The 23,196-nt window shown below is 74.3% G+C and carries 20 protein-coding genes; 3 read left to right on the top strand and 17 right to left on the bottom strand.

The window, feature by feature from the left end:
• Nucleotides 1–15: 15 nt before the first annotated feature.
• From AB5J54_RS37530 to AB5J54_RS37455, 16 genes are read right to left on the bottom strand one after another with little or no spacing between them, the layout of a single operon-like run.
• A complete protein-coding gene (locus tag AB5J54_RS37530; protein ID WP_369148417.1) occupies nucleotides 16–2,169 on the bottom strand; it encodes a hypothetical protein in 2,154 nt (717 codons plus the stop codon).
• Nucleotides 2,166–5,450, bottom strand: coding sequence for a putative baseplate assembly protein (locus AB5J54_RS37525; RefSeq protein WP_369148416.1), 3,285 nt, complete (start codon nucleotides 5,448–5,450; stop codon nucleotides 2,166–2,168). Before AB5J54_RS37525 ends, AB5J54_RS37530 begins: the two co-directional genes overlap by 4 nt.
• Nucleotides 5,447–8,278: a putative baseplate assembly protein gene (locus AB5J54_RS37520; RefSeq protein ID WP_369148415.1), complete on the bottom strand. Its 2,832-nt coding sequence runs from the start codon at nucleotides 8,276–8,278 to the stop codon at nucleotides 5,447–5,449. The genes AB5J54_RS37525 and AB5J54_RS37520 overlap by 4 nt, the downstream gene beginning before the upstream one ends.
• The gene (locus AB5J54_RS37515; RefSeq protein WP_369148414.1) at nucleotides 8,275–8,637 is read right to left on the bottom strand and encodes a GPW/gp25 family protein; all 363 of its coding nucleotides are present in this window, start codon (nucleotides 8,635–8,637) and stop codon (nucleotides 8,275–8,277) included. Before AB5J54_RS37515 ends, AB5J54_RS37520 begins: the two co-directional genes overlap by 4 nt.
• A gap of 5 nt (nucleotides 8,638–8,642) precedes the next feature.
• On the bottom strand, nucleotides 8,643–8,984 hold the full coding sequence (locus AB5J54_RS37510; RefSeq protein ID WP_369148413.1) for a hypothetical protein: 342 nt from the start codon (nucleotides 8,982–8,984) through the stop codon (nucleotides 8,643–8,645).
• Between the two features lie 5 nt (nucleotides 8,985–8,989).
• Nucleotides 8,990–9,523, bottom strand: a complete 534-nt coding sequence (locus AB5J54_RS37505; protein WP_369148412.1) for a phage baseplate assembly protein V — start codon at nucleotides 9,521–9,523, stop codon at nucleotides 8,990–8,992.
• Nucleotides 9,520–10,641: a hypothetical protein gene (locus AB5J54_RS37500; protein ID WP_369148411.1), complete on the bottom strand. Its 1,122-nt coding sequence runs from the start codon at nucleotides 10,639–10,641 to the stop codon at nucleotides 9,520–9,522. Before AB5J54_RS37500 ends, AB5J54_RS37505 begins: the two co-directional genes overlap by 4 nt.
• Nucleotides 10,634–10,972 carry a LysM domain-containing protein gene (locus tag AB5J54_RS37495; protein WP_369148410.1) on the bottom strand — a complete coding sequence of 113 codons (339 nt, stop codon included), beginning with the start codon at nucleotides 10,970–10,972 and terminating at the stop codon, nucleotides 10,634–10,636. Before AB5J54_RS37495 ends, AB5J54_RS37500 begins: the two co-directional genes overlap by 8 nt.
• A 10-nt stretch (nucleotides 10,973–10,982) precedes the next feature.
• Nucleotides 10,983–11,636 (bottom strand): hypothetical protein, encoded by a 654-nt coding sequence (locus AB5J54_RS37490; RefSeq protein ID WP_369148409.1) that lies wholly within the window; start codon nucleotides 11,634–11,636, stop codon nucleotides 10,983–10,985.
• Entirely contained in the window at nucleotides 11,633–11,923 is a 291-nt protein-coding gene (locus AB5J54_RS37485) for a hypothetical protein (protein ID WP_369148408.1), read from the bottom strand. The genes AB5J54_RS37490 and AB5J54_RS37485 overlap by 4 nt, the downstream gene beginning before the upstream one ends.
• On the bottom strand, nucleotides 11,920–14,154 hold the full coding sequence (locus AB5J54_RS37480) for an ATP-binding protein (RefSeq protein WP_369148407.1): 2,235 nt from the start codon (nucleotides 14,152–14,154) through the stop codon (nucleotides 11,920–11,922). Before AB5J54_RS37480 ends, AB5J54_RS37485 begins: the two co-directional genes overlap by 4 nt.
• Nucleotides 14,154–15,350, bottom strand: coding sequence for a DUF4255 domain-containing protein (locus AB5J54_RS37475; protein WP_369148406.1), 1,197 nt, complete (start codon nucleotides 15,348–15,350; stop codon nucleotides 14,154–14,156). The genes AB5J54_RS37480 and AB5J54_RS37475 overlap by 1 nt, the downstream gene beginning before the upstream one ends.
• The gene (locus AB5J54_RS37470) at nucleotides 15,347–16,102 is read right to left on the bottom strand and encodes a hypothetical protein (RefSeq protein ID WP_369148405.1); all 756 of its coding nucleotides are present in this window, start codon (nucleotides 16,100–16,102) and stop codon (nucleotides 15,347–15,349) included. Before AB5J54_RS37470 ends, AB5J54_RS37475 begins: the two co-directional genes overlap by 4 nt.
• Complete coding sequence (locus tag AB5J54_RS37465; RefSeq protein WP_369148404.1) at nucleotides 16,099–16,812, bottom strand: hypothetical protein; 714 nt, start codon at nucleotides 16,810–16,812, stop codon at nucleotides 16,099–16,101. Before AB5J54_RS37465 ends, AB5J54_RS37470 begins: the two co-directional genes overlap by 4 nt.
• Before the next feature lie 3 nt (nucleotides 16,813–16,815).
• On the bottom strand, nucleotides 16,816–17,343 hold the full coding sequence (locus AB5J54_RS37460; RefSeq protein WP_369148403.1) for a phage tail protein: 528 nt from the start codon (nucleotides 17,341–17,343) through the stop codon (nucleotides 16,816–16,818).
• 13 nt (nucleotides 17,344–17,356) lie between these two features.
• Complete coding sequence (locus AB5J54_RS37455; protein WP_369148402.1) at nucleotides 17,357–18,925, bottom strand: phage tail sheath C-terminal domain-containing protein; 1,569 nt, start codon at nucleotides 18,923–18,925, stop codon at nucleotides 17,357–17,359.
• Between the two features lie 252 nt (nucleotides 18,926–19,177).
• On the opposite strand from AB5J54_RS37455, the gene AB5J54_RS37450 reads away from it, so the two are divergent.
• The 3 genes from AB5J54_RS37450 (at nucleotide 19,178) to AB5J54_RS37440 (ending at nucleotide 22,624) form a co-directional block, all read left to right on the top strand.
• The gene (locus AB5J54_RS37450) at nucleotides 19,178–20,836 is read left to right on the top strand and encodes a DUF4157 domain-containing protein (RefSeq protein WP_369148401.1); all 1,659 of its coding nucleotides are present in this window, start codon (nucleotides 19,178–19,180) and stop codon (nucleotides 20,834–20,836) included.
• Between the two features lie 136 nt (nucleotides 20,837–20,972).
• Complete coding sequence (gene htpX / locus AB5J54_RS37445) at nucleotides 20,973–21,890, top strand: zinc metalloprotease HtpX (RefSeq protein WP_369148400.1); 918 nt, start codon at nucleotides 20,973–20,975, stop codon at nucleotides 21,888–21,890.
• Between the two features lie 5 nt (nucleotides 21,891–21,895).
• Nucleotides 21,896–22,624 carry a hypothetical protein gene (locus tag AB5J54_RS37440; RefSeq protein ID WP_369149579.1) on the top strand — a complete coding sequence of 243 codons (729 nt, stop codon included), beginning with the start codon at nucleotides 21,896–21,898 and terminating at the stop codon, nucleotides 22,622–22,624.
• A gap of 27 nt (nucleotides 22,625–22,651) precedes the next feature.
• Here the strand turns inward: AB5J54_RS37440 and AB5J54_RS37435 are convergent, their stop codons facing one another.
• Nucleotides 22,652–23,155 carry a GyrI-like domain-containing protein gene (locus AB5J54_RS37435; protein ID WP_369148399.1) on the bottom strand — a complete coding sequence of 168 codons (504 nt, stop codon included), beginning with the start codon at nucleotides 23,153–23,155 and terminating at the stop codon, nucleotides 22,652–22,654.
• Nucleotides 23,156–23,196: the final 41 nt, after the last annotated feature.

Raw genomic sequence — 23,196 nt, 5'->3', positions numbered from 1 at the left:
TTCGGAAGGGACGGGTCAGGTGACGAACAGGACGTCGCTCGAAGCGCCGGCCGGCGTGAACTCCGCCAGCCTCGTGCGCAGCCCGTCGTCGCGCTGGGGCTGGAACAGGTCGTGGAAGGCGCCGAGTTCGGAGCCGTCGTCCGCGCCGCGCCGGATCTCCTCGGCGCATCCGGGCGCGAGTTGGCCGTACCCGGGGGTTCCGTAGCGGGTGCTGGTGAAGCGGGGGACCACGCGGTCCGGTGCGCCGGAGTGGGCCGGCTCGCAGTGGAAGGGAGCCGGTGTGCGCGAGCCGGGCGCCAGGTAGGAGAAGCGGATGCAGCCGCGCTGGCGCACGCAGACCTCGACCTCGCCGTCGAGCAGGGAGTTCTCCACGAGGCCGACGGACTGGACGTGCACCGAGCCGATGACCGTGGTGCGGCGCGCCGACAGCTCGGCGTACGCGCACTCGCCGTCGGGGCCCGTGAGCGCGGGCAGCGCGGCGGAGGTGGCGTCGAGGACGGAGTCGGAGAGGAAGACCTGGTTGGGGCCGCTGCGGGTCTCGTCGGCGACGACGACGAGCGTGCCGGTGATGCTGTGCTCGATCTCCAGGCAGGCGGGTGTGCGGACGAGTTCGAGGCCTGGCTGCTGCGGGTGCTCGCAGTGCCCCTCCGCGTCCAGCGACCACCCCGGGACGAGGGTGCAGTGGCTGATCGTGACCCGTCCGACGGCGCCCTGCACCCGGACGCTGCGCCCGGTCACCAGCAGGCCCGCGAGCCTGATCTCCGGCAGGGGGCCCTTGCCCCTGCCGGTGCCGGTGATCCGCAGGGCGTCGGGGCGGTTGGCGTACCAGTCGAGGAGACGCAGGACGGGGCGGCTGCCGGGCGCGGCGCGTACGGTGAGCCGGTCGCCGCGGTCGAGGCGGATGTCGATCTGCTCCTGCAGCACCGCCGGCCCCACCAGTTCGATGACCGCCTGACGGCGGGACGGGTCGGCCGCCTTGTCGCGGCGCCATGCCACGAGGGCGTCCTTGAGTCGTTCGAACCGCTGCCCGGGGCCCACGCGATAGGGCTCCGCCGGGGCCGGAGCACCGGGCGCGGGCTCCGGCACCGGTTCCGTACGGGGGTACTCGCCGCCGCCCAGGGCCGCCGCGAACGCGTAGTGGTAGCTGACCCGGACGCCGGTGTCGGGCGCGGAGCGGGCCGGGAAGGCGATGCGTCCCAGAACCGGATCGACGGCGACCTGGCCGCGCCGCGGAACGTAGCTCCACCGGGAGAGGTCCGCCGGGACGATCGCCGTGAGCGGGACGGGCTCGTCGTCGACGTAGACGCAGAGGCTCTTGCCGGGGCCGTAGTAGTGCGCCGTGCTCGTCTCGAAGGCACGGCGCCGGATCAGGCCGGGCACGTTGGTCTCGTCCGCGATGTGGTGGGGCGCCGGTTCGCGCACCGGCCGGGTCGCGAGCGGTGTGTCGTTGCCCAGGACGCTGAACGTGTAGTGGGCGCGGTCGCGGTCACGGCAGTACGCCGGAGCGCGGGTGACGGGGTAGGCGCCGAGACGCCACACGAACAGGCCGACGGCCGGGATGCCGTGGCGGCCGCCAGGGCGGTGTGCGGAGTCGAGCCGGCGCACGTCGACGGTGTGGGCGAGCCGGTCGAAGGGCCCGTCCACCAGGTCGAGTTCCGCGCCGCGCCGCAGGTCGGCCAGTTGCCCGCGGCGCAGCCGGTCCGCGGTGTCCGCCGGGTGCGTGGCGTACAGCCGCACGGGCTGGTGGAAGCCGAGCAGGTGCCGGAACTCCACGGCCCGGGCGGGCCAGTCGGCGACGTCCCGGGCGAGGTCCTCCAGGACGGCGAGGGTCCCCTTGCGGCGGCGGTCGGCCAGTGTGCGGGCGACGTCGCGGCGGGGCGCGACGACGCGGGCGAGCCGGGCCGCGCTCTCGTCCCGGCGGGCGAGCACCTCCTCGTATCCGGGCAGCGGCGCGTAGCCCACCAGGGCCCCGAGGTAGGGCAGTACCCACGCCTGGCAGGTCTCGACGAACAGGTCGGCGTAGCTCTGGTCGATCGCCTGGCCGACGACGGCGCGCTGCTCCTCGATCACGCCGAGGAGCGCCTCCAGCGGCCCGCCCTGCTCGGCGTCGCGGCGCCGGTGGAGGGCGGGCAGCAGGTCGTAGAGGCTCGGCCCGGGCTCGGCGGTCATGGGATCCTCCGCAGGATCAGCGTCTCGGGCAGGTCGGGGGCGAACACGGCGAGCTGGGCGGGGCGGATGCCGGAGAAGACGGTCAGTCGGCGGCCCTGCCGCAGACCGACCGCGCGCAGCGTGGGGTTGAGGGCGACGAGTTCGGCCACGCTCAGCCCGTGTGCGAGGGCGATCGAGGTGAGGGTGTCGTCGGACCCGGTGGCGTCCTGGCCCACGGTGTGGAACGTGCGCAGGGCCCGGGCCGGCCGCGCGTCGACGGCGTCCGCCGCCTCCCGCAGCGAGGCGGGCAGACGGACGAGGGCCAGGGGGTCGCCGGTCGCCGGGATTCCGGCGAAGACGTCGACGTCGAGGTGGTCGACGCCGGGCACGGCCTGTGCGGTGGCGAGCACCTCGCTCAGGTGGGCCGGCCGGGCGAGGTCGCGTGCGGCGAAGCCGAGGGTGCGGAGCAGCGCCGCCCGTACGGCCGTCTCGACGGTGTCGAAGGTGTGGTCGGGCAGCACTCTGAGTCCTGCCGACAGGACGAGAACGACGCGTTCGCGGACGTCGACGGTGACGGGCAGGTGGGGGTCGCCGTATGCGGCCAGGGCGGTGGTCAGGCCGCTGAGCAGCGGGTCCGAGACGTCGATCGGGGCGTCGTCGACGCCGGCGACGGTGAGGTGCACGAGCTCTCGTCGCCCGTCGAACAGGCGGGCGGCCGTGGCCCGTCCGATGCCCGGGCGGGCCCGGGCGAAATCGGCGTAGTCCTGCACGGACACCAGCCGGTCCAGGGCGCGGCAGCGCAGCGGAACGCCGGCGCGGATGTCTTCGGGTCCGTCGGCGTCCGTGCCGCCCGTGGAGGGCAGCGGGTTGGTCACGGCGTTGACGCCGGGGGGCCGGCCGGCGAGCTGGGTGATCCGGCCGGCCGGCAGGTTGCCGCCGGCTCCCGCACCGGTGCGGTACGTGGCGGTGACGTTCTCCAGACCCGTGGGGAGCCGTGATCCGTGGATCCCGTCCCCGAAGGCGACCGATGCCGTTCCCGGGCGTTCGGTCAACCGGTGGCCGTGGTCCTGGGGGCCGAGGAGCGACAGGTCCTCGGAGAGGTGCCAGCGGACCTGGTCCACCCGTACGGTCAGGGCGGGTTCGGCGCCGTCGGCGGTGGCGGCGGGCAGGTGCGTGAGCGGGGCGGAGGCGGACACCTGGCGCAGCGGGAAGGACTGCCGGGCGCGGGCGGCGTCGCCGCTGCCGAGCACCTCCGTACGTGTCTCCCCTTGTGTCGCGGGGACGACGTTGCCGTGGATCACCACCGTGTCGCGCCGGTACGTGTAGGCGAGCGGGGCCGCGAGGAGGAGGGTCGTGCGGACCGACTCCCCGGGCCCGTCGGCGCCGAGGCTCTGCCGGACCGCCGCGAGCATCACCGGTTCGGCGGCGGTGACTCCCGTCGTCCCGGGGATGTCGGTCCGCTCCCCGGAGACGATCAGGCGCCGGCCCGGCCGCAACCCGGCGTGGACCTGCGCGAGTTCGATCCGGCTGCCCGCGACGTCCTCGGTGACCGGCTGCTCCGCGAGGACGAGGGGGTCGCCGCCGGTCCGTACGGTGATGCTCTCGTAGGGCACCCTGCCGTCGTGGTCCTCGTACCATGCGCCGTCGACGGTGATCCGGGTGACCGGGACGGTGATCGGCGGGGCGTCCTCCGGTGTCGGCACGGGCAGCCGCACCTGGGCCGTCGTCACCACCTCCACCACGAACACCTGGGGCGAGGAACCGTCGTCACGGGCCTGCTCGGTGACGACGTGCATGCCCGGCAGCACGCCGTCGTGCGCGCCCTCCAGGTAGATGTTCTCGGTCTCCGAGCCGTCCCCGGTGCGGGGCCCGGCGAGCGGGCGGCCCTTGATCCTCAGGACCTGGATGCCGGACGTCTGCCGCGGTGCGGCGATCCGCTGGGTCGCCCAGGCCCGGTGGATGCTTCCCGCGAGCCGGGGGTCGGCGGCGGCGAGCAGGCCGGGGACGGCGTCGGACCGCGGGTCCCACAAGGCGCCGAGGGACGTGCCGACCTCTCGGCCGGAGGCCGGGAGGCGGGCGGGCGTACGGCGCAGGGCCGGCAGGACGGCGGCGGTGGCGACGAGCGCCGTCGCCCGGTCGCACTCCTCGTCTCCCGCGCTGCGGTCCTCGTGCGAGGCGGGGCAGACCAGACTGCGGGCGAGTTCGCGCAGGTACTCGATGTCGGGCAGGCTTCGGCGCCGGTCGGCGGCCACGGCGACGAGCGCCGCGCGCACGGCCCGTACCGCCCGGGCGACTTCCCGGTCGGCCCAGCGGGCCAGCACGCCGTCCCGTACCTCCGGGAGGAAGGCGATGCCCTCCGCGACCAGGCGGTCCGCCTGGGCCAGCGCCTCGTACAGGTCGTCGGGGTCGGTCTCGGGCGTCAGGAGGTCGCGTGCCTCCTCCAGGGCCGCGCGGAGCGGCTCGACCGCGGCGCGGCGCGGGGCGGCGCGCTCCGCGGAGCTCAGGGCGGAGTGGGCCCGGGCGGGAAGATCGGGCGGGGCTTCCCGGAGGAAGGTCACCGTGGTTCGTCCGAGCGTGAAATCGGGGGTGACGTCGGCGACGGTCCGCACCTGGGGCGTCTGCCCGGCGGCGAACAGGACGAGGATCCTGTCGCCTGCCCTGAGGTTGAGCGCGGCGCCGGTGAAGGTGACGGGTTCGGGGCCGCCGTCGCGGGAGGAGTACGGGGACAGCGGCGGGGGCGCCGTGAGGCGGACCGCCAGGGTGTTCCACTGCGCGTCGGCGTCGAGGTCCTCGGCGGTCTCGAAGGTCTGCGGCAACTGCCCCGGGGAGGGCACGCTCCTGGCCTGTGTTCCGGCCGGCACGGTGGATCGGGCCCCCGGGTCGAGGGTGTAGGCGAGGTGGCCGCCGGCGCCGAGCGCGGGCCGTGGACGGTGGCCGACGAGGCGGCCGAGCAGGACGAGCGACTCCTGCTCCCCGGCCGTGGCCACGAAACCCTCCTGGGCATGGCGCTCGGTGTAGAAGGTGAGGATGTCGGCGACGACCGCCCAGCAGTCGAGCAGCGCGATCGCGGGGTCGTCCGGCTCGCGGGTGCGCAGTGCCGCGAGCGCGGGCCGGCTCGCGATCCGCTCCCGCATCGAGGCCATGAACTGCCCGTGCGTTCCGGCCCGGTAGCGGAGGGCGGACAGGCCCGGCGGATTGTACACGTCCGCCGGGGTGGGCGGCCCGGAGTGCGGGCCGCAGCCGCCGCACCCGCAGTCGCTCGCGCCGCCGACGATGTCGCCGGGTCCGCCGTGGCTGTTCATCGGCCGCCTCCGATCTCCAGTTCCAGAACGCCGTGCTCGGGTCGGGCCGGATCGCCGTCCAGCCGGGGCACCTCGTGCGGGCCCAGGGTCAGGACCCCGTCGCGCAGCGGCTGCCCGGACGGCTCGAAGAGCCGCTCGAGGGCGGTGACCTTCGCCGACCGGACGCCGGGCACGGCGGCGACCGCGGCGACGATCCGGCTCACCCGCACGGCCGTGCCGAAGGTCAGCTCGTCGGGGTGGAAGAGCCCGCGCGTGCCGTCGGGGAGCGTCCCGGTGCCGAGCACCCGGGCCACCGCCGTCCGCACATGACCGGCCACGGCGTGCGGTTCGGCCACCACGCACAGGGCAAGACGCAGCGGCACCGTCCGCGCGGAGCCGACGACGAGGTCGTGGCCGATCCGGCGGGCGCGGTGGAGCCGCTCGCGCACCACGTCGAGGAGCGCGGCGGGGGCGGTCGGCGTGCCGAGAGCGTCGACGGAGACCTGCGCCTCGTACCAGGCGCCCGTCCAGCGCAGCCGGGCTCCGGCCCGCTGCACTCCGGGCGCCTCGGCGGCCAGGGTCGCGTAGTCCTGGGCGGCGACGGCGCGCAGGAGCCGGCGTGCCGCCTCGTGCGGCGCTCGCGCACGGACCTGGGCGACGGGCTCGGGGTCGGTGCCGCCGGTGGCCGGCAAGGGGTTGCGCACCTCGACGGTGACACCCGTGGTGCGGCAGAGTTCGATCGCGTCGATGGCCTCCGCCGCCACGTTCCCGGCCAGGCCGTTGCCCAGGCGGTACCGCAGTTCGAGGACGGTGCCCGGAGCGGGCAGGGCGCCGGCCGTGCCGTCGCCGAAGCGCAGACGGAGCACGCCGTCCTCGTCGGCCTCGCCGACCATGTCGCGGTCGGCGGGTCCGCTGTCGAGCAGGTCGCGCCGGGGCAGCCAGGGGTCGCCGCCGGCCGCTGCGGTCACCCGCACGGCGGGGAGGGCTTCCCTCGGGTCGGGTGCCAGGGCCCGGGCGGCGGGCCCGTGGAAGACGGTCCGGGCGGGGTCGAGCGCGTCCCCCTCGTCCTCGCCCCAGCTCTGGCCGGTCTCCCAGCCCTCGTCGTCGCCCCGCAGGACGTACCCGGCCCGCGCCCGGGCGGCGAGTTCCCGCAGCCGGTCCAGTTTGCGCTCCAGGAGTTCGTCGAAGCGGGCCGAGAGGGTGCGCAGCGCGCCGGCCGGGTCCGTGCCCAGCGGCGGGCGGCCGAGCGCCCGGGCGCCGAAGACGGTCGTCAGCCAGGAGATGGCCGCCGCGTCGGGCGGGGTGCCGCTCTCGGCTGCCCGCAGCAGACCGAGCAGGCGCTCGCGGGCCCGGTCCGCGACGCCGTCGAGACGGGCGGCCTGGCCGCGCGCGACGTCGGCCGGTGCCGGGAAGGGGGCGCTGAAGGTGACGCTGCCCGCGTTCGGTTCGCCCGGTACGGCCGGTGAGCAGCCGACCGGCAGCGGCGGATACGCGGGCAGCCGGGCCGGGCCGCCGGTGTGCGCGCAGCCGAAGCCGGGCGGGCAGGGGCATCCGGGTTCGCCGGGAGGCGGGGCCGGCCAGGTGAACCGCTCGGGTTCCCGGCCGCACCAGGTGCGGCCGGCTCCGTGTTCGACGAGTACGGCGTTGCCGCGGGCCACCCCGATCTGCAGCTGCCGGCAGTCCTTGCCGCCGACCGCCGTCACGCGCAGCGGGAACCGGAGGGCGTCCTCCGCGGCCCAGGTCACCTCCAGCAGACGCTGGTCGTAGAGGCAGTCGGCCGATTCCCGGACCTCGACGAGCCGCACGGCCTGACGGTGGGTGCGGTCGGCATCGGCCTCCAGGCCGGTCTGCGCGCCGACGGCCTCTTCGAGGACCAGGACGTCACCCGGCGCCAGGGCGAGGCCGCGGAAGCCCTTCCCGTCCCGCAGGGCCGCCGAGGTCGCCCCGGCGGGCAGACAGAACTCCGGTTCGCCCCACGCCCACAGCGGGATCCGTCCGTGGGCCGGATGGACGGTGACGTCCTCGGCGGTGACGGGCTCGAAGATCTCCGGGCCGGCCCTGAACCGGAACGTGCCGGCGGCCAGGGTGATCCGGGCGGGCGCGTTCAGGCAGACGAACGCGCGGGCGGCGCAGCCGTCGTGCATCGGGTAGTCCACCAGCCGGGTGTGGCGGCGCACCGAGGTCCGCAGCCGGGCGGTGTCGAGATAGGCCTCGGCGGCGACCGCGTCCTGCCGGTAGCTCAGCTCGTCGCCGGCGTACGCGAGGAGTTCGACCAGGGCGACCATGAGGTCCGCCGCGTGCCGCTCCCCCCACTGCGGCAGGGTGAGGCTGAGCCGTTCCAGCAGGGTGCGCCGCAGGCTCTCGTAGTCCTTGGCGAGGTAGTCGATGACCGGCTCGGGGTACGCGGGCGGCGGACAGGGGTCGGCGGCGCAGTCCGTGAGGGCCGGGCAGTCCTGGCCGAAGCCGAACTCGGCGCGGGCGAAGAACGGGTCGAACCCGTCGAGGGGTTCCGTTCCGGGCCTGCCGAGCGCGTCGGTGCGCAGCACCTCCAGGAGGTACCGGGAGATGTCCCCGGCGCGGTCCACTTCGAGGACGATCCGCCCGGGGCGGTCCGGGTCGGCGTCGGGGTCCGTGACAGCGGACACCACCCGCGGGTCCCGGGCGACGACTCCGCCGCTGATCCTGAAGTTCGCCGGGACCAGGCCCTGGGGTGCGGGCCCGAACAGCGTCAGGGTGATCCGGCGCCGGCTCGGGTCGACCGTCACGGCCTCGATCCCGTTGCGCCCCTCCGCCCGCGCCTTGCGGGCCCGTGACGCGAGGGGCCGTGCCGCGCCCGGCTGTGCGCTCATCGGACGCCTCCGCCCTCGAACGTGTCGGTGCGGGCCTGGCCGGTGGCCAGGACCGTGTAGCCGATCTCGAACCGCAGCACGGAGTCCTCGGCGAAGACGTCCACCGACCGGACGGCGATGACGTCGCCGAGCCAGCGCTGCAACGCCGCCTGCACGGTCACCCGCAGCGCCGCGGCGAACTCGGGACCGGTGGGTTCGAAGACGAGGTCGAGCAGACCGCAGCCGAAGTCCGGCCGGTTGACCCGCTCCCCCGGCCTGGTGAAGAGGACCTGCTCGACCATGTCGCGCACGTGCTCGTCGTACCCGGTCGAGGCCGTACGGCCGGTGCGGGCGATGTGGAACGGGAAGTCGACGTCCATGCCGCTCACACCGCCGTCGCCCGGAGCTGGACCGCGTACACGAGCGGCAGGGTCGGCGGGGGCCCGACGCACTGCCCGTCCCCGGGCACCGGTCCGGCCGGCGGAACCGTCTGGACGAGTACGCCCTGGCCGCTCGCGAGCAGGCGTGCCGCGACCCCCGACCAGACGACCTTCGAGCACGGCGGCGAACCGCTCACCCCCGGGCAGCCGGTGACCAGCAGCTGGTCCAGGACGGTGGCGAGCGGGGCTCCGTCGACGAGGACCCTGGTCTGCGCGGGTGTGTCCTGCACCGTGCCGGCGTGCCCGCAGGTGAGGGTGGTGGCCGTGGTGACGAGGTGACCGGGCATCGCGCTCACCCCGGCAGGACGGTGAGTGCGCCGTTGCCGAGGTCGATCCCGCCCGGCGTCACCTTGATCGTCGGTCCGGCGGCCGAGGCTCCGATCTCGACGCCGCCCTCGTGGATCCGGATGTACGGGCCCGCCGGACCCTTGAGCTGGAGCAGGATGCCTCCGGTCTGCCCGGGGGCGTCGGACAGCAGCAGACACGTCTGGGCCGGTGTGCCGATGACCACCTGCGGTGTGCCGTCGGGCGCCGCCTGCGCCGCGAGCGGCAGTTCACCCGCCCCGCCGCGCCAGAAGCCGGTCCACACCGCCCGGTTGATGTCTCCGTCGACGAACTGCACCCAGACGCCGGAATTGGGGAGGGGGACGACGTACATGCCGCTGGCGAGTCCGGCCAGCGGGGTCGCCGGACTCGCCCAGATGCACGGATCGTTGCCGAGCACGTCCGAGACGCGGACGAGGAGCCGTCCCGCACGCAGCTGGTCGACGTTCGACACGACCACGCCCTTGTACAGGCCGTGGTACTTCTTCGCATCCGTCGTCACGGGATCACCACCGGGGTATGAGCGACGAGGCCGTCGCGGGTGAGGGAGAAACTCTGCTTGTACTCGCCGCGTCTGATGTCGTGCGTGACGCTGGAGACGTAATAGAGGCCGTCGTAGGCCACGCCCGCGCCGCGCACGCCCACGAGGTGGCGGGCGCGCAGCACGTGCCCGTAGCGCAGGACGTCGAGCTTTCCGCTGCCGCGGACGGCGTCGGCGGCAGCGGAGGTCCGGCTCAGTCCCAGCAGCAGCGCCTCGGGAACCGACCGGTCGCTGACGTCGGGCAGCGGCTCCTGCTTGAGGGTGACGGCGGGGCGTGCCGCGAGCGGCGGGTGCAGCAGGCTGATGTCGGGCACGGGCAGATCGATCTGGATCTTGCTGGTGGGCTCGGTGAGCCCGATCGTGTACTGGGTGCGCGAGAGCCCGTCGTACGTGAAGGACAGCGACTCCACCGTCGACGCCGCCCCGGCTCCCACGGTCAGCGCCGGCTGGACGAGCCCGGCCCGCACCTGCGGCCCCCAGTAGGCGATGCTGGCCCCCGGCAGCGGGCCCGCCTCGATGAAGAAGACGTACCCCACCTCGGAGGCCATGCTCTTGAGGTAGGCGAGGTCGGTGGAGGACTGGATCGGGATGTGCCGGACGGGGTCCGGCAGGTCGGTCATCACGGGCGGGACGGCGACCGGGACGATGCCGTACATCGCGTACTTGGCACAGATGGTCATGGCGCGCAGGTTCTGCGGGAGGCCGGGGTAGCACTCCCGTTCGTGCCGCATGTCCATGAGGACCGACAGGTCCTCGCCGGTGACGGTCAGGGTGGCGGCGCCGGGGTCGGCGCTCGGCGCCATGTCCTGCTGCGTGATGACGCCGTCCATCAGGACGGACGGGAAGCCGTCGACGACGGCGACGACCACCACGCGGATCCCGGGATCGAAGAAGCCCGCCGGTAGCAGTGCCTGCTGGATGAGCGACCGGCTGCTGACGGCGAAGGTCAGCTGGAATCCGCTGTTCTGCTGCGCCGAGGTGGTGACCTTCACCGACTGGAGGGCGTCGGTGAGGGGGGCGGGCACCGGTACGGCGATCAGCGGGCCCATCAGGAGCATCAGGCGCAGGCTGCTAGCCACCGAGACCACCGCCCGTGTCCAGGGCGCTCCCGCCCTGGGGCAGGCCGGCCGGCAGCGTGATCCGCAGTCGGCGGCCCGGCGGCCGTGTCAGGGTCCGGGGGTCGAGGACGCGGTGGGCGTCGGCGATCCGCCAGGCCTGGGCGGGGTCGCCGAGCTCCCGGGCGGCGATGTGGTCGAGTCGCTCGCCGGGCGCGACCGTGTGGACGGAGAGCGTCGTCAGGGTGTCCGGGTCGGGCGGGAGGCGCCGGCGCACATAGGTGACCTGGCGGCCGTCGGGAAGCCGGAGAACGGCGGTGGGGACGTGCGCGTAGCGGCTGGTGGCGGCGAACATGTCCGCTCCTTCACAGGCTCGGCAGGCCGAGGTCGGAGGGGGTGCGCGTGATCCGGTCGGCGAAGGCCTCCCGGCTCAGGTGGTGCTGGAGGTAGAGCAGGCCGCCCTTGTGCCGGAAGCCGAGGTCGTCGGTGGTCAGGACGCGGGCGCCGACGGACACCTTGGCCCGGATGGGGTGGAGTGAGGTGTCGAAGGCCTCTTCCGTCACGGTGAACTCCGTGATCCGGACGGGCAGGACACGGCTGCTGCCGAGGACGAGCACGGTGAGCGGTGCCTCCACCGGCGCCACCTCGATCATGCCGAAGGAGGCCATCCGCTCCTCTTCGAGGAGCTGCCCGACGCTCGGGTAGAAGGCGCTCTCCAGGGCCGACAGGACGGGCAGCAGGCCGCTCGCGGCCTCGACGGGGTGGCCGTCGGGATCCTCCAGCTGGTCGGCGGCGTCGAATTCGGCCTCGAACTTGTACGTCTCGTGCGGGGGCCCCTTCAGACGCAGCGCCTCCAGCCGGTCCCCGGGTTCGGGCCCGATGCCCTGCGGCTGGACCGTCCTGGTCAGCGAGTCGGGATTGAACTGGAAGGGAACGGTCCGCAGCGGCCGGGCGGTCGCGGCGTCGAGGAGGACGAATCCGCCGCGCACGGCGCGGGCCGCCCCGGGGAAGCCGGTCATCCGTGCCCTCCGCCCGTCCGCTGTCGCCCGTCGACGAGTGCGGCGTGCAGGGACCGGGCGACCGCCCGCCCGTAGGAGTCGGCGCCCGACGAGGCCTCGCGCGGTGCGAGCGTGACGGCCGCCCGGGCGCGTTCGTACGAGCTGAGGCCCGCGGACGGGCCGAGCAGTCCGGCCAGTTCGGCGGTGAGCGCCGCGCGGAAGGCCTGCTCGCCGCTGCCGGCCAGGGCGCGGGCGTCGCCGTCCGTGGCGTCGACGACGAGCCGATCGACATGCACCTCGACCCTCATGACAGCGCCTCCTTGAGCGGGTTCTGCGGATACGGCCAGGCGAAGTCCCGTTCCCGCACCGGGTGCTGGAGCTTGCGGAACTCCTCCCGGGCCGCCTGGAGCACGTGCGGCATGGTGATCGGGGTCCCGCCGGACGCGGCGAGGAACGCCGCGTTGACGGCGATGTTGCGGGTCATGGCGCCGCTCACGTCGAGTTGCGCGAGGCGGTCGTAGTCGAGGGCGGCCCGGCCCGGCGCGTGCTCGGGGAAGGCCCGGCGCCACAGTTCGCGGCGGTGCCCGGCGTCGGGGAAGGGAAAGTCGACGACGAACCGGAGACGGCGGACGAACGCCGCGTCGAGCGCCTGGCGCATGTTGGTGGCCATGATGGCCAGTCCCCGGTAGGACTCCATCCGCTGCAGCAGGTAGTCGGTCTGCACGTTGGCGTACCGGTCGTGCGCGTCCTTGACCTCGCTCCGCCGGGCGAGCAGTGCGTCGGCCTCGTCCAGGAACAGTACGGCTCCCCCGGCCTCGGCTGCGTCGAAGAGGCGGCGCAGGTTCTTCTCCGTCTCGCCGATGTACTTGCTCATCACGCCCGACAGGTCCGCGCGGTACAGGTCCAGGCCCAGTTCGTGGGCGAGGACCTCGGCGGCCATGGTCTTGCCGGTGCCGCTCGGCCCGGCGAACAACGCGGTCACCCCGAGGCCGCGGGTGAGCCGCCCGGCGAAGCCCCAGGTCTCGTAGACCGTCTCCTGACGGGACACCTGGGCGGCGATCTGGCGCAGCAGGGTGTGCGTCTGGTCGGGCAGGACGATGTCGTCCCAGCCGACGTCGGGGCGCAGCCGCTGGGCGAGGCCGTCGAGACGGGACCGGCCTCGGGCCACGCAGGCGTCCCAGACGCGGCCCGGCTCGCTCGACCGGGCGACTTCGTCGATCGCGGCGACGTCCATGGCGAACTGCCCCGCCAGGAGGCCGATGTGCACCGCGTCGGCGTCGGCTCCGAGGGCCTCGCGCCAGGCCTCGGCCCGCTCGTGGAAGGTGGGCGGGGTGACCTCGACGTCGACCGCCGGGCGGGCGAGGCGGGGATGGGCGTCGCGGGAGCCGAGGAACGCCGGGATCCTGCTCCGGGAGAGGAAACGGCCGACGAGTGAGGCGGCGGTCGTGTCGTCGGCGACGGGTGCGTCGTGGGTGTCGTCGTCCGCGTCGAGGTAGAGCGCCAGCGGGAGCAGGGCCGCCTCCCGGTCCCACAGCCGGACGAGTCGGTCGAGTTCGTCGGGGTGCGCGGGCAGCGCCGGTGCCGGCAGCCGGTACAGGGTCAGCCCGAACTCGGCCGCGGCACAGGCCGCGACGACCTGTTTGCTGCCCGGCCGGCCCCCGGTCAGCCGCACCACGGGCGGGGCGGCCGGGGAGCGTTCCCAGGCGGTCGTGCACCGCGCGACGGCGCGCTGCTGGGAGGCGGGCAGTGCTGACGGCGCCGCCGGCAGCCGGGTGACGAGCGCGGACAGACGCTCGTCGAGGTAGTCGAGGCCCCTGACGTAGTCGACGATCCGCTCGTCGGCCCGTACCGGGCTCGTCACCAGCGCCGCTCCGGCCGGCCGGCTGATCTCCACGAGCCGCCAGAAACGCAGGGCGCCGTGGGCCGACGCGGCCTCCCAGGACGGGTCGGGCAGCGCGGCGAGGGCGAGCCCGAGGGTGGGGTGGGCCAGGGCCTGGCTGCCGTGGGCGGCGGCGAACAGCCCGCCCATGGCCGGTGCGATCTCCTCGGCCAGGCACATCAGCAGCACGTCACGCTCGAACCGGCTCAGTCCCAGTCTCTGCGCGAGGACGACGAGGGCCGGGGCGGGCACGGCGGCTTCGGCCGCCGCGACCCTGGCCGCCGCGGCGGCGAGCTCGTCGCCGCCGGCGGGGCCCGTGGCGACGCGGGCGCCCGTGCGGGCGGGGGTGTCGGGGCCGCTGCCTGACGCTTCTCCGGACGGGGCGTGGGGAGTCTGCCGCCGCCTGCCCCAGGGCAGGGACGCCCGCGGCTCGGCGGGGGGCGTCGGTTCGCCGGCCCGGTCGCGGGGGCCGCACTCCGGCTCCGTGGGGTCCTCGGGCCCGGCCTCGTCCCGCGCTCCCGTCCGGTCTTCCGCGTAGCGGCGCAGCAGGATGCGCAGCCAGTCCAGGGAGGCGGAGAGGAACTCGGCGTTCCGCCGCTCCCATTCCTCGCCGCGAACGGCGGTCGGGGGCCCGGGTGCGGGCCGTTCGGTCTCGGGCATCAGGTCACCGTCAGCAGCTGCGTGGGGTCGTACACGGGCCGTGCCGCCGTGCGGTCGGCGACCAGGAGGCTGTCGACCCCGTCGACGCGCAGGCGTACGAGGTGGTCGCCCGGAGGGGCCTCGCGCACCGTGAACTCGGCGGCGCCGCCGACGGCGCTGCGGGCGCGGTGGCTGTTCCCGCCGAGCAGGAGCAGGACCTGCTGGCCTTCGACGAGCGGTGGGTCGACGTCGAGCCGCACGTCGGCGTCTCCGTGGCCGTCCCGTGCGACGGTGAGCGGCATGGTGTTCGTGATCTTCGGGGCGACGGCCAGGTACGCGGGTGGGACCGGGAGTTCGGCGGGTGGTGCGCCGGCCATCGGCGTCACCGCGCAGACCCCTGCCGAGACGGTGCCCGGAAGGGTCAGGGCGATCAGGTCGTGCCGTGGCGGGGCGGTGGTCAGCGGTACGTCGACGACCTTGCCCGTCATCAGGTGGGTCAGGCGCACCTGGCGCACGGCCGACAGATGGGCGCCGTGCAACTCGACCCGGTCCCCGACCCGGGCCGCGGGCTGGCCGGCCGGGTGGCGCACCGCGTCGATCCGGGGCGTGGTCGCCCGGATGTCGGCGACGGCCTGCGGGCCGCGGCCGTCCTCACCGCGGTTGAGCACCGGGACCGGGGTGCGGGCCGGGCGGGTGGAGTCGATCAGCACGGCCCGGACCTCGAAGGCGGCGCTCAGCCGGTAGGGCGTCTGGAAGACGCTCCACAACGAGTAGATGTCCTTCTCCTCGACGGAGTGCCATGTGATGCGCAGGCAGTCGATCTGGCGCGAGACGTTGCTGTAGGCGGCGGTCTGGTTCAGTTCGTCGCGGGTCAGCGCGGGTACCGAGTGGAGCTTCTGGAGGGCGAGGCCGAGCAGCCGGTGGGCGACGACGTCGTCGCCGTCCTGGGTGTAAGGGGTGAGCAGGTAGCGCAGCACGAGCGGGAGCGGGGGCTCGCCGCTCTCGCCGGGAGTGAGCCCGCCGTACGGTTCGTTGCGCAGGTTCGGGGCGATGCTCGTCTGGTAGAGGAACAGGTTGACGTGTGTCTGCTGGGCGGCCGCTGCCTTGTCCGGTGGCATGGTCACCGCGGTCGCGTGGGGCGGGACGCTCTTGACCGCGTCGTTGACGAGGGCGCGCAGCGTCTCGGTGACGGCCTCGACGGCCCGGGCGTCGCTCATCGGGCACCGCCCGAGCGACGGCTCAGGTACTCGTCGAGCGGGACGGCCGGTTCGCGGGCGGGGCGGCGGGCCGGGGCGGCCGCAGGGGCCGGGCGGGCCGGAGCGGAGCGGATCTCCAGGCGTCCGATGGTGATGTGGACGGTGGTCTCCTCCGGCGGGGAGGCGGCGCCCGGGGACGCGGGTCCGGGGGTGCGGCGCGCCGTACCGCGTCCGGCCGGGGAGGACGGGACGGACGACCGGGGGCTGCCGGCGGCCGGAGTCCGCGGCTGTGCGGCGGGGGCGGACCCGGCCGGGGGCGGCGGCGCCGCACGGCGAAGGGACCGCCGGCCCTCGGAGGCGGCCTCGCCGTGAGGGTGGTTCGCAGCCGTGCTGCCGGCTCCTCGCGCACCGGGGGGCGGGACCGGGAAAGGCCCTTCCGTGTCGGAGGGTGGACGCTCCGCCGGTCCGACGGGAGCTCCGGTCCTCCGCGGGTCCCCGCCACCTTGCCCTCGCCCGGCTCCGCCCGAAGGGCGTGCGGGCGGGGCCGGAGCCTGCTCGGGCACCGTGTGCCCGGCCGGCGCCTCCGACGGCGTCCCCGGCCGCGGCGCCGCCGAACCGGCCGCGGGTCCGTGGCCGTCGCCGTCCGGGCCCTGGCCCTCGTCCGGGTGGAGCGCGACGGCCGGGACATGGGGCGGATCGAAGAAGGAGGGCGGCCGGGGCCGGACGGCTGCCGGGTCGGGTACGCCGAGGAGGCGGTCGACGAGATCGCTCATGCGCCGATCGCCTCCAGGTAGAAGCGGCGCCGCGCCGGGCTGAGGGCCAGGATGTCCCGCTCGGACCAGCCGTACGCCTGCGCCAGGGCGTGTACGTGGGCCAGCAGGCCGCGGGCGCAGGCGTCGACCTCCGCCCAGACGTGGGCGGGCACGTCGAACGGCGCCGCCCACGCGTGATCGCACAGCGCGCACGTCAGGGCCAGCCGGACGTCTGCCCGCGGGTCCACCTCGGTCAGGGCGGCCGCGACCGCTTCGACGACCTCGTCGGCCGGTTCTCCCGCGGCCGGTGCGCCGTCCACCTCCAGGACGCACCGGCCGACCAGTCGGCGCCGGGCGTCCGGGGCCTGTGGTGCGACGGCCAGCACGTCCCGGCTCGTCAGGGCCCGGTAGCGCACGTGCGTTCCGCCGTCGGTCACCAGCGTCGCCTCGTACCGCTCGGGGGCGGGCAGGCGCAGGTCGGACACGGGCACGGACACGTCCAGTTCCTCCCCGCAGCCGGGGCAGCGGGCGAGGCATTCCAGGTCGCCGGGGAAGCAGGCGGCGCGTACGTCGACGAGCAGCGCGTCGCGCGTTCCCAGCGGCAGGTCGCTGGCCTCCGCGAAGGTGTGCCCGCCCGCCGCCGCGGCGAGCGCCACGGCGCGGACGACGGGGCCCTGGCCGGCACCCGCCTCCCATTCGTGCAGGAGCCTGTCCTGCGTGAGCGCCCGCACCTGTCACACCGCCGGGTCGTCGAACGAGACCTCGGCCGCCGGGGGCAGGTCCAGGTCCCGGACCCAGCCCTCGTTCTCCAGCCGGATGTGCTGGACGAGCACGGCGTTCGCGTTCGCGTCGAGATCGGACAGCGGCTGGTACTCCGAGACCCAGCAGTTGAAGACGTGGTACGAGAGCACCTTCTGGCCGGTCTCGTCGTACACGTCGATGATGAGGTCCCGGCGGAAGTCCTTCAGGGACGTCTCCCGGCCACGGGCGGAATTGGTGAAGCTCCACGCCTTGTTGGCCCATTTCTCGAAGTCGTGGCCGTTCACCGTGACGCCGCGTTCGAGGACGATGGGGTCGTACTCGACCCGGCCGGGCAGTTTGGTGCTCGAAGCGGGATCCCCGCCGCTGCGGTGCTTGATCACCTCGGCGGTCCGCTTCATCCCGGTGACCTTGTGCACGCCGAGGAAGGGCTCGGTGCTGTCGCTGTAGCGGACCCGGAAGCGGAAGTTCTTCAGCGGGTCGACCCGCGCGGTGGTTGCCATCGTCTCGCTCTCCTCAGACCTGCAGCTGCCCGGCGAGCTGCTCGATGTGGATGATCACGAACTCGGCCGGTTTGAGCGGCGCGAAGCCGACGACGATGTTGACGATCCCGCGGTCGACGTCGTTCTGCGGGTTGTTCTCGCGGTCGCACTTGACCAGGTACGCCTCGCGCGGGGTCGCGCCCTGGAAGGCCCCCTGCCGGAACAGGGTGTTCATGAACGCGCCGACATTGAGCCGGATCGACGCCCACAGCGGCTCGTCGTTCGGCTCGAACACCACCCACTGGGTACCGCGGAACAGGCTCTCCTCGATGAACAGGGCCAGTCGCCGCACCGGCAGGTACTTCCACTCGTCGGCCAGGCGGTCGGCGCCGCGCAGGGTCCGGGCGCCCCACACCACGGGGCCCACCACGGGGAACGACCGCAGGCAGTTCACCCCGAGCTGGTTGAGCCGCCCGTTCTCGAGGTCGGTCATCGGGATGGCCGGCGCCGTCACCCCGCCGAGCGAGGCGTCGGTGCCGGCGGGGGCCTTCCACACCCCGCGCTGGACATCGGTACGGGCCATGACGCCCGCGACCGTGCCGCACGGCGGGACCTGCTTGGGCAGTCCGTTCTGCGCCGGGTCGGGGATGACGAGGTCGGGGAAGTACACCGCGGCGTTCTTCGCCTCGTCCCCGGTCAGCGGCGGCTGCGCCATGCCGCTGACGGCGGAGTTGATGTCGCTCCACGTCGAGGGCGGGTCGACGATGAGCAGGGCCCGACGGTCCCGGCAGAGTTTCGCCGCGGGGCTCAGGGCCGTCCTCGGCGCTTCCGGAAGGCAGAGCAGGTTGAAGATGTCGGTCTTGAGCAGCTGGTACAGGCCGGTCTTGGCGTCCTGCCCGTTGTTCCCGCCCTGGTAGTCGGCCAGATCCGGGGCGTCGCCGTCCTTGCCGGGGGACGCCTGCGTGTAGCGGGCGGTCTTCGCGTCGTCGAACGGGTCCTGGCTCGCGTCGCCGGGGGCGATGGCCTCGTGGTCGTCCGGGACGGCATTGAGCACCGCGCCGGTCCTCGGGACGGTGACCAGGGCCGAGGAGGCGAGGACCTTGTCCAGGGCGGTGGCGTCCGCGGGCCGCGAACTGACGTTGAGGTAGCGCTCGGTCGCGCCCGTGCCCTGGTCGAACACGGTGAGGTTGTACAGGGTGGGCGAGGCACCGGAAGCCACCGTCTCGCTGGTGTCGTAGTCGACCCGGACCCGCAGGCGACCGCCCCAGACGCCCTCCCCGCGCGCGACGAGCGGCACGGTGGCGGTCCCCGCGGTGAGGTTGACGACGGCCGCCGTCGCGTTCTTCGAGGTGTCGGTGTCGCCGGTGTGGACGAGCCGGACGATCTCGGCCTCGCTGCCGCCGTTGGCGTAGAACTGGTGGACGGCGTAGCCGAGCGGGCTGCCCGCGACCACGCCGCCGAAGATCCGCTGGAAGTCGGCGAAGCTGGTGATGTGCACCGGACGGTCCGTGGGGCCGCGCACCGCCGATCCGACGAACGCGGCCACCGAGGTCGGCACGCCGGTGATCGTCCGTACCGCGCTCTTGGCCTCGTCGATGTACACACCTGGGAACGTGGGGCTGACGGGCACGTCCAGTCCCCCCTCTCACGGTCGGCTGATGGCCAGTGTCCCGGGCCGCCGTGATCGTAGCGTCACCACTCCATCACGATGGGTGAGCAACACACGCCCGTGATGCCTCCGTGACGGCGCCCGGCGCATCATGAAGTCGCTGCCCGCGGTACGCCCCCGGCACCCGGGCGGCCGCGGTGACACGGGACCGGCCCCGCGGTGCCGGAGAAGGGCCGAGGTGCGCCGATGACCCCCGACATGACCCACGAGCGACCGGCTCCGAGGCCCGCGACGACGCCTGCCACGACCGAGCGGGAGACGACGGCCGCGGCGCTGCGGCTGAGCGATGCGTGGCAGACCCGGCCGGCGGAGACGTCCGGCCCGACGGACGCGCTGCCGCGACCGCTCACGACGCTCCTCGACCGGTCGTTCGATGTCGATCTGAGCGCGGTCCGCGTCCACAGCGACCCCCGTGCCGAACGGGACGCCCGCGCCATCGGCGCCGTGGCGTTCACCCGGGGACACGAGATCTTCGGCGGCCCGCTCCTGACCTCGGCGACGGCGGAGGGAAGACGGGCCCTGACCCATGAGGCGGTGCACGCGGCGGGGCAGCTGCGCTCGGGCCGCTCCCACGTTCAGCGCCTCTCCCGCGCCGGCGAGACCGGAGACCTGCTGGAGTGGTGGGACACGGCCGACGACGCCGTCAAGGCCCTGGACCTGCTCGCGGGCATGCGGGACCCCGACTTCGACGACACGCTCGCCGACATCGTCCGGGGCAGCCAACTGACCCGGCTGCTGGGCCGGCTGCCCGGCCGGGCGCACGTCGTGCGGTTCCTGCGCCTGGTCGGCGACCGTGCCACGCCGGCGCATCAGGCGGCGGTGATGGCGCACTACCCCTTCGCCAACATGACCCCGGAGAGCCAGCTGGAGGTCTACGGCCGCAAGTTCATCGCCTCGCGCGGAGCCCGCCCGGCACCGCCCGATCCCGCGCTGCAGGCCCTCGTGGAGCGTCACCCCTCGGCGGCGTTCAGCGGCGGCGGGGCGACAGGAACGAGCCCCGCCGATGCGCCCATGTCCGTCTGGGAGATGCTGGGGCTGCGCAAGCAGGCCAAGGCCGCGGCCGCCACCCCGGGCGGCCTGGACGAAGCCAAGTACGTCCGCAAGCCGGGCCTGGAGATGCTGTACGACTGGTCCAACCCGCTCAAGGGGGACCTGACCGGCCCGGGCAGCTGGCTGGCCGGGGTCTCGCGCACCGACCGGGTGGGGCAGGCCCAGTTGCTGCTGCGCCTGCCCATCGCCACACGGGCACCGGGAGCGTACGACGGTCGGCCGCCCACCCGTGCCGAGGTGATCCGCTCGGCCGCGGCGGCCCACCGGCTCGGTCCGGAGGTCGTGGCCGCGATCATCCTGGCCGAGCAGCGGGACCAGTCGCCGCGCGAGGACGCCGCCGACTACCAGGGCGCGGTGATGGGCAAGAGCAGCAGCGTGTCCATCGGCCTGGGGCAGGTGACGGTCAGAACCGCGCGCGAGAAGAACCTCTTCGCCGACCTGGTCTCCCCCTCGATGCAGACGTGGCTCGCCACGAACACCGAGGCCACCACCCAGGCCATCGCCCACATGCTGGCCTCCGACGAGTTCAACATCTTCGCCGTGGCCCGCTACATCCGCATGGTCGCCGACCAGGGAGCCACGCTCTCCCTGGCCTCCCTCCCCAGCACGGCCGCCTGGACCCCGGCCATCGACCTGTCCGTGTACGCCCGTCACTCCTCGGCGTGGACCGAGGACCACGTCAAACTGCTCGGCTCGGAGTACACCTCCAAGCCCTGGGACGACAACCTGGTCCCGGCCTGGGGCGACTTCGTCCTGGAGGCCTACCGCGACGTCCGGGCCGCAGGCGTGTTCTGAGGGGCGGTGCGGGGGCGGTGCGCGGGGAGGCGCGGACGGTTCCGCGCGAGGGGGAGCACACTGGCAGAAGGGGGCGGAAGGTCTGCCCCGTCCGGGGTTCGGCCGGTCCCGCCCGCTCGTGGAAGAGGGTGCGCGGATGCCCAGAACTCGGTCCTCGTCCCGCTCGCGCTACGCCCCCGACCGGGGGCTCGCGACGCGCATGGCGACGACGATGTTCCTGATCGGCCTGCTGTACGTGGTCTTCGTCGGCGTGCTGCTTGTGCTGCTGCGCGGTTCCTGGCCGATCATCCTGCTGATCACGGGCGCGCTGTTCGTCGGGCAGTTCTGGTTCAGCGACCGGATCGCCGCGCTGGGCATGGGGGCCCGCGAGGTGACGCGTGAGCAGGCGCCCGAGCTGCACGGCACCGTGGACCGGATCTGCGCGCTGGCCGACATGCCGAAGCCGAAGGTGGCGATCGCCGAGAGCGACGTGCCGAACGCGTTCGCGACCGGCCGCGGCGAGCGGACCGCGCTGGTCTGCGTCACGACCGGCCTGCTGCGACGCCTTGAGCCCGAGGAGCTGGAGGGGGTCCTCGCGCACGAGATGTCGCACGTGGCGCACCGGGACGTCGCGGTCATGACCATCGCGTCGTTCCTCGGCGTCCTCGCGGGGATGATGACGCGGGTCGCGCTCTACAGCGGGCTCGGCCGCAGCCGGGACAGCACCCTGGGCGCCGCCGTGATCCTCGTCCCCGTGGTCAGCGCTGCCGTCTACGTCGTCAGCTTCCTGCTGACCCGGGTCCTGTCCCGCTACCGCGAACTGGCCGCCGACCGCGCCGCCGCGCTCCTCACGGGCCGCCCGTCGGCGCTCGCCTCCGCCCTCACCAAGGTGAGCGGCGAGATGGCCCGGATCCCGACGAAGGACCTGCGGAAGGCGGAGCCGTACAACGCCTTCTGGTTCGCGCCCGCGTTCTCCTCCCAGGAGAGCCTGAGCCGGCTGCTCTCCACCCACCCCACCCTGGAGCAGCGGATCGAGCAGCTCACGCGGATCTCGGCGCAGCTCGGCGGGGCGTGAGGACAGTGGGGCTGCTCGACAGCATCCTCGGGCGCAGCCGGCCGGTCCGGCCCGATCTGGACCGTCTCTTCGGACTGCCGGCCGCGGCACTCACCCTTCAGGCGGGCACGGGCTTCGTCCCGGCGGGCACCGGGTCGGTGTGCTTCGCCGCGGTGGAGGGCGGTGCCTTCGCGCGCCTGAAGGCAGACGTACGGGACCTCCTCGACGTCGAGGTGGTGGCCGGGCCCGATCGGGGCGCGGGCGGCGGCGAGGGCCGCGGCGCGGGACCGTCGGCGTACCCCGTGACGTACTCCTCGGACGCGTACGGCTACACCTGGCTCACCGTACGACGTCCCGCCGAGGACCTGATCACGCTGGTCAACGACCTGCACGCGGTCAACGCGCTCCTTGAGGAGGCCGGCTTCGGCCCCCATCTGCTCTGCTCCCTGACCTCGTTCCGCGCACCGGCGGCCGGGCCGCGGAGTCCGGGGGCGGAGGGAGTGGGGACGGGGGGCGCGGGGACGGATGCTCCGGGAGCCGACGGGCACCGGGCGCGCGACCTCGCGCTCGTGTACGTCTACAAACGCGGGACCTTCTACCCCTTCGCACCGCGCACCGATCGCGCCGAGGCCCGCGACAACGCCCTTGAGCTCCAGGTCCGGGGCCTGCTCGCCGGTGACCTCGCGATCGAGCCGGACATGGAGCGGTGGTTCCCGGTCTGGGGAGCGCCCGGGCTGGGCGGGGCGGGGCGCTGACCGTCGCGCGGCGGGACCGTGCGGTCGTCAGTCGGCGATCGGCCAGTTGAGCTCGGTCCGCAGGTCCCGCGGGTCCATGTCCGGCGTCGGCCGTGTCACGTACACCTCCCACCGGTCCTCACCGGCTCGCAGCCCCTGCGCCCGGATCCAGGCTCCGAGTCGCTCCCAGGCCTCCCCGAGCCCGTCGAACCCGCCGTGATGCGTCACCCGGGCGACCCGTCCGCCGGGGAGCTCGCCGGTGACGACCCCGCCCTCGGCGCGCACCTCGTGTCCCGTGACGAAACCGACCTCCAGGTCCAGCGTCTCCCCCGGTCCCCCGTGGGAGAGCCCGAACGCGGCGCTCTTCGGCGGGACGTGCTGCTCCTGCAGCACCCGCCCGAGCGCCCCGAAGGCCTCGTCGAAGAACGTCCGCAGTTCGCCGAGGGACACGATGCCGCGTACGACGGCGGTGGTCTCGGGTTCGAGTTCCACGAGCCGGGGCTGCTGCTCGGGGTCCGGGGTGCTGCTGTCGTGGTCGTTCCGCGTGCTCATGTGGTTCCGGCGCTCCGCTCCGCGTTGACGGCGTACTGGGA

Origin of the sequence: Streptomyces sp. R44 (assembly GCF_041053105.1) — a bacterium.
In the GTDB taxonomy this organism is placed as follows: Bacteria; Actinomycetota; Actinomycetes; order Streptomycetales; family Streptomycetaceae; genus Streptomyces.
Note: the sequence above shows the minus strand (reverse complement) of the source record. Positions and strands in the feature narration are given on the sequence as shown.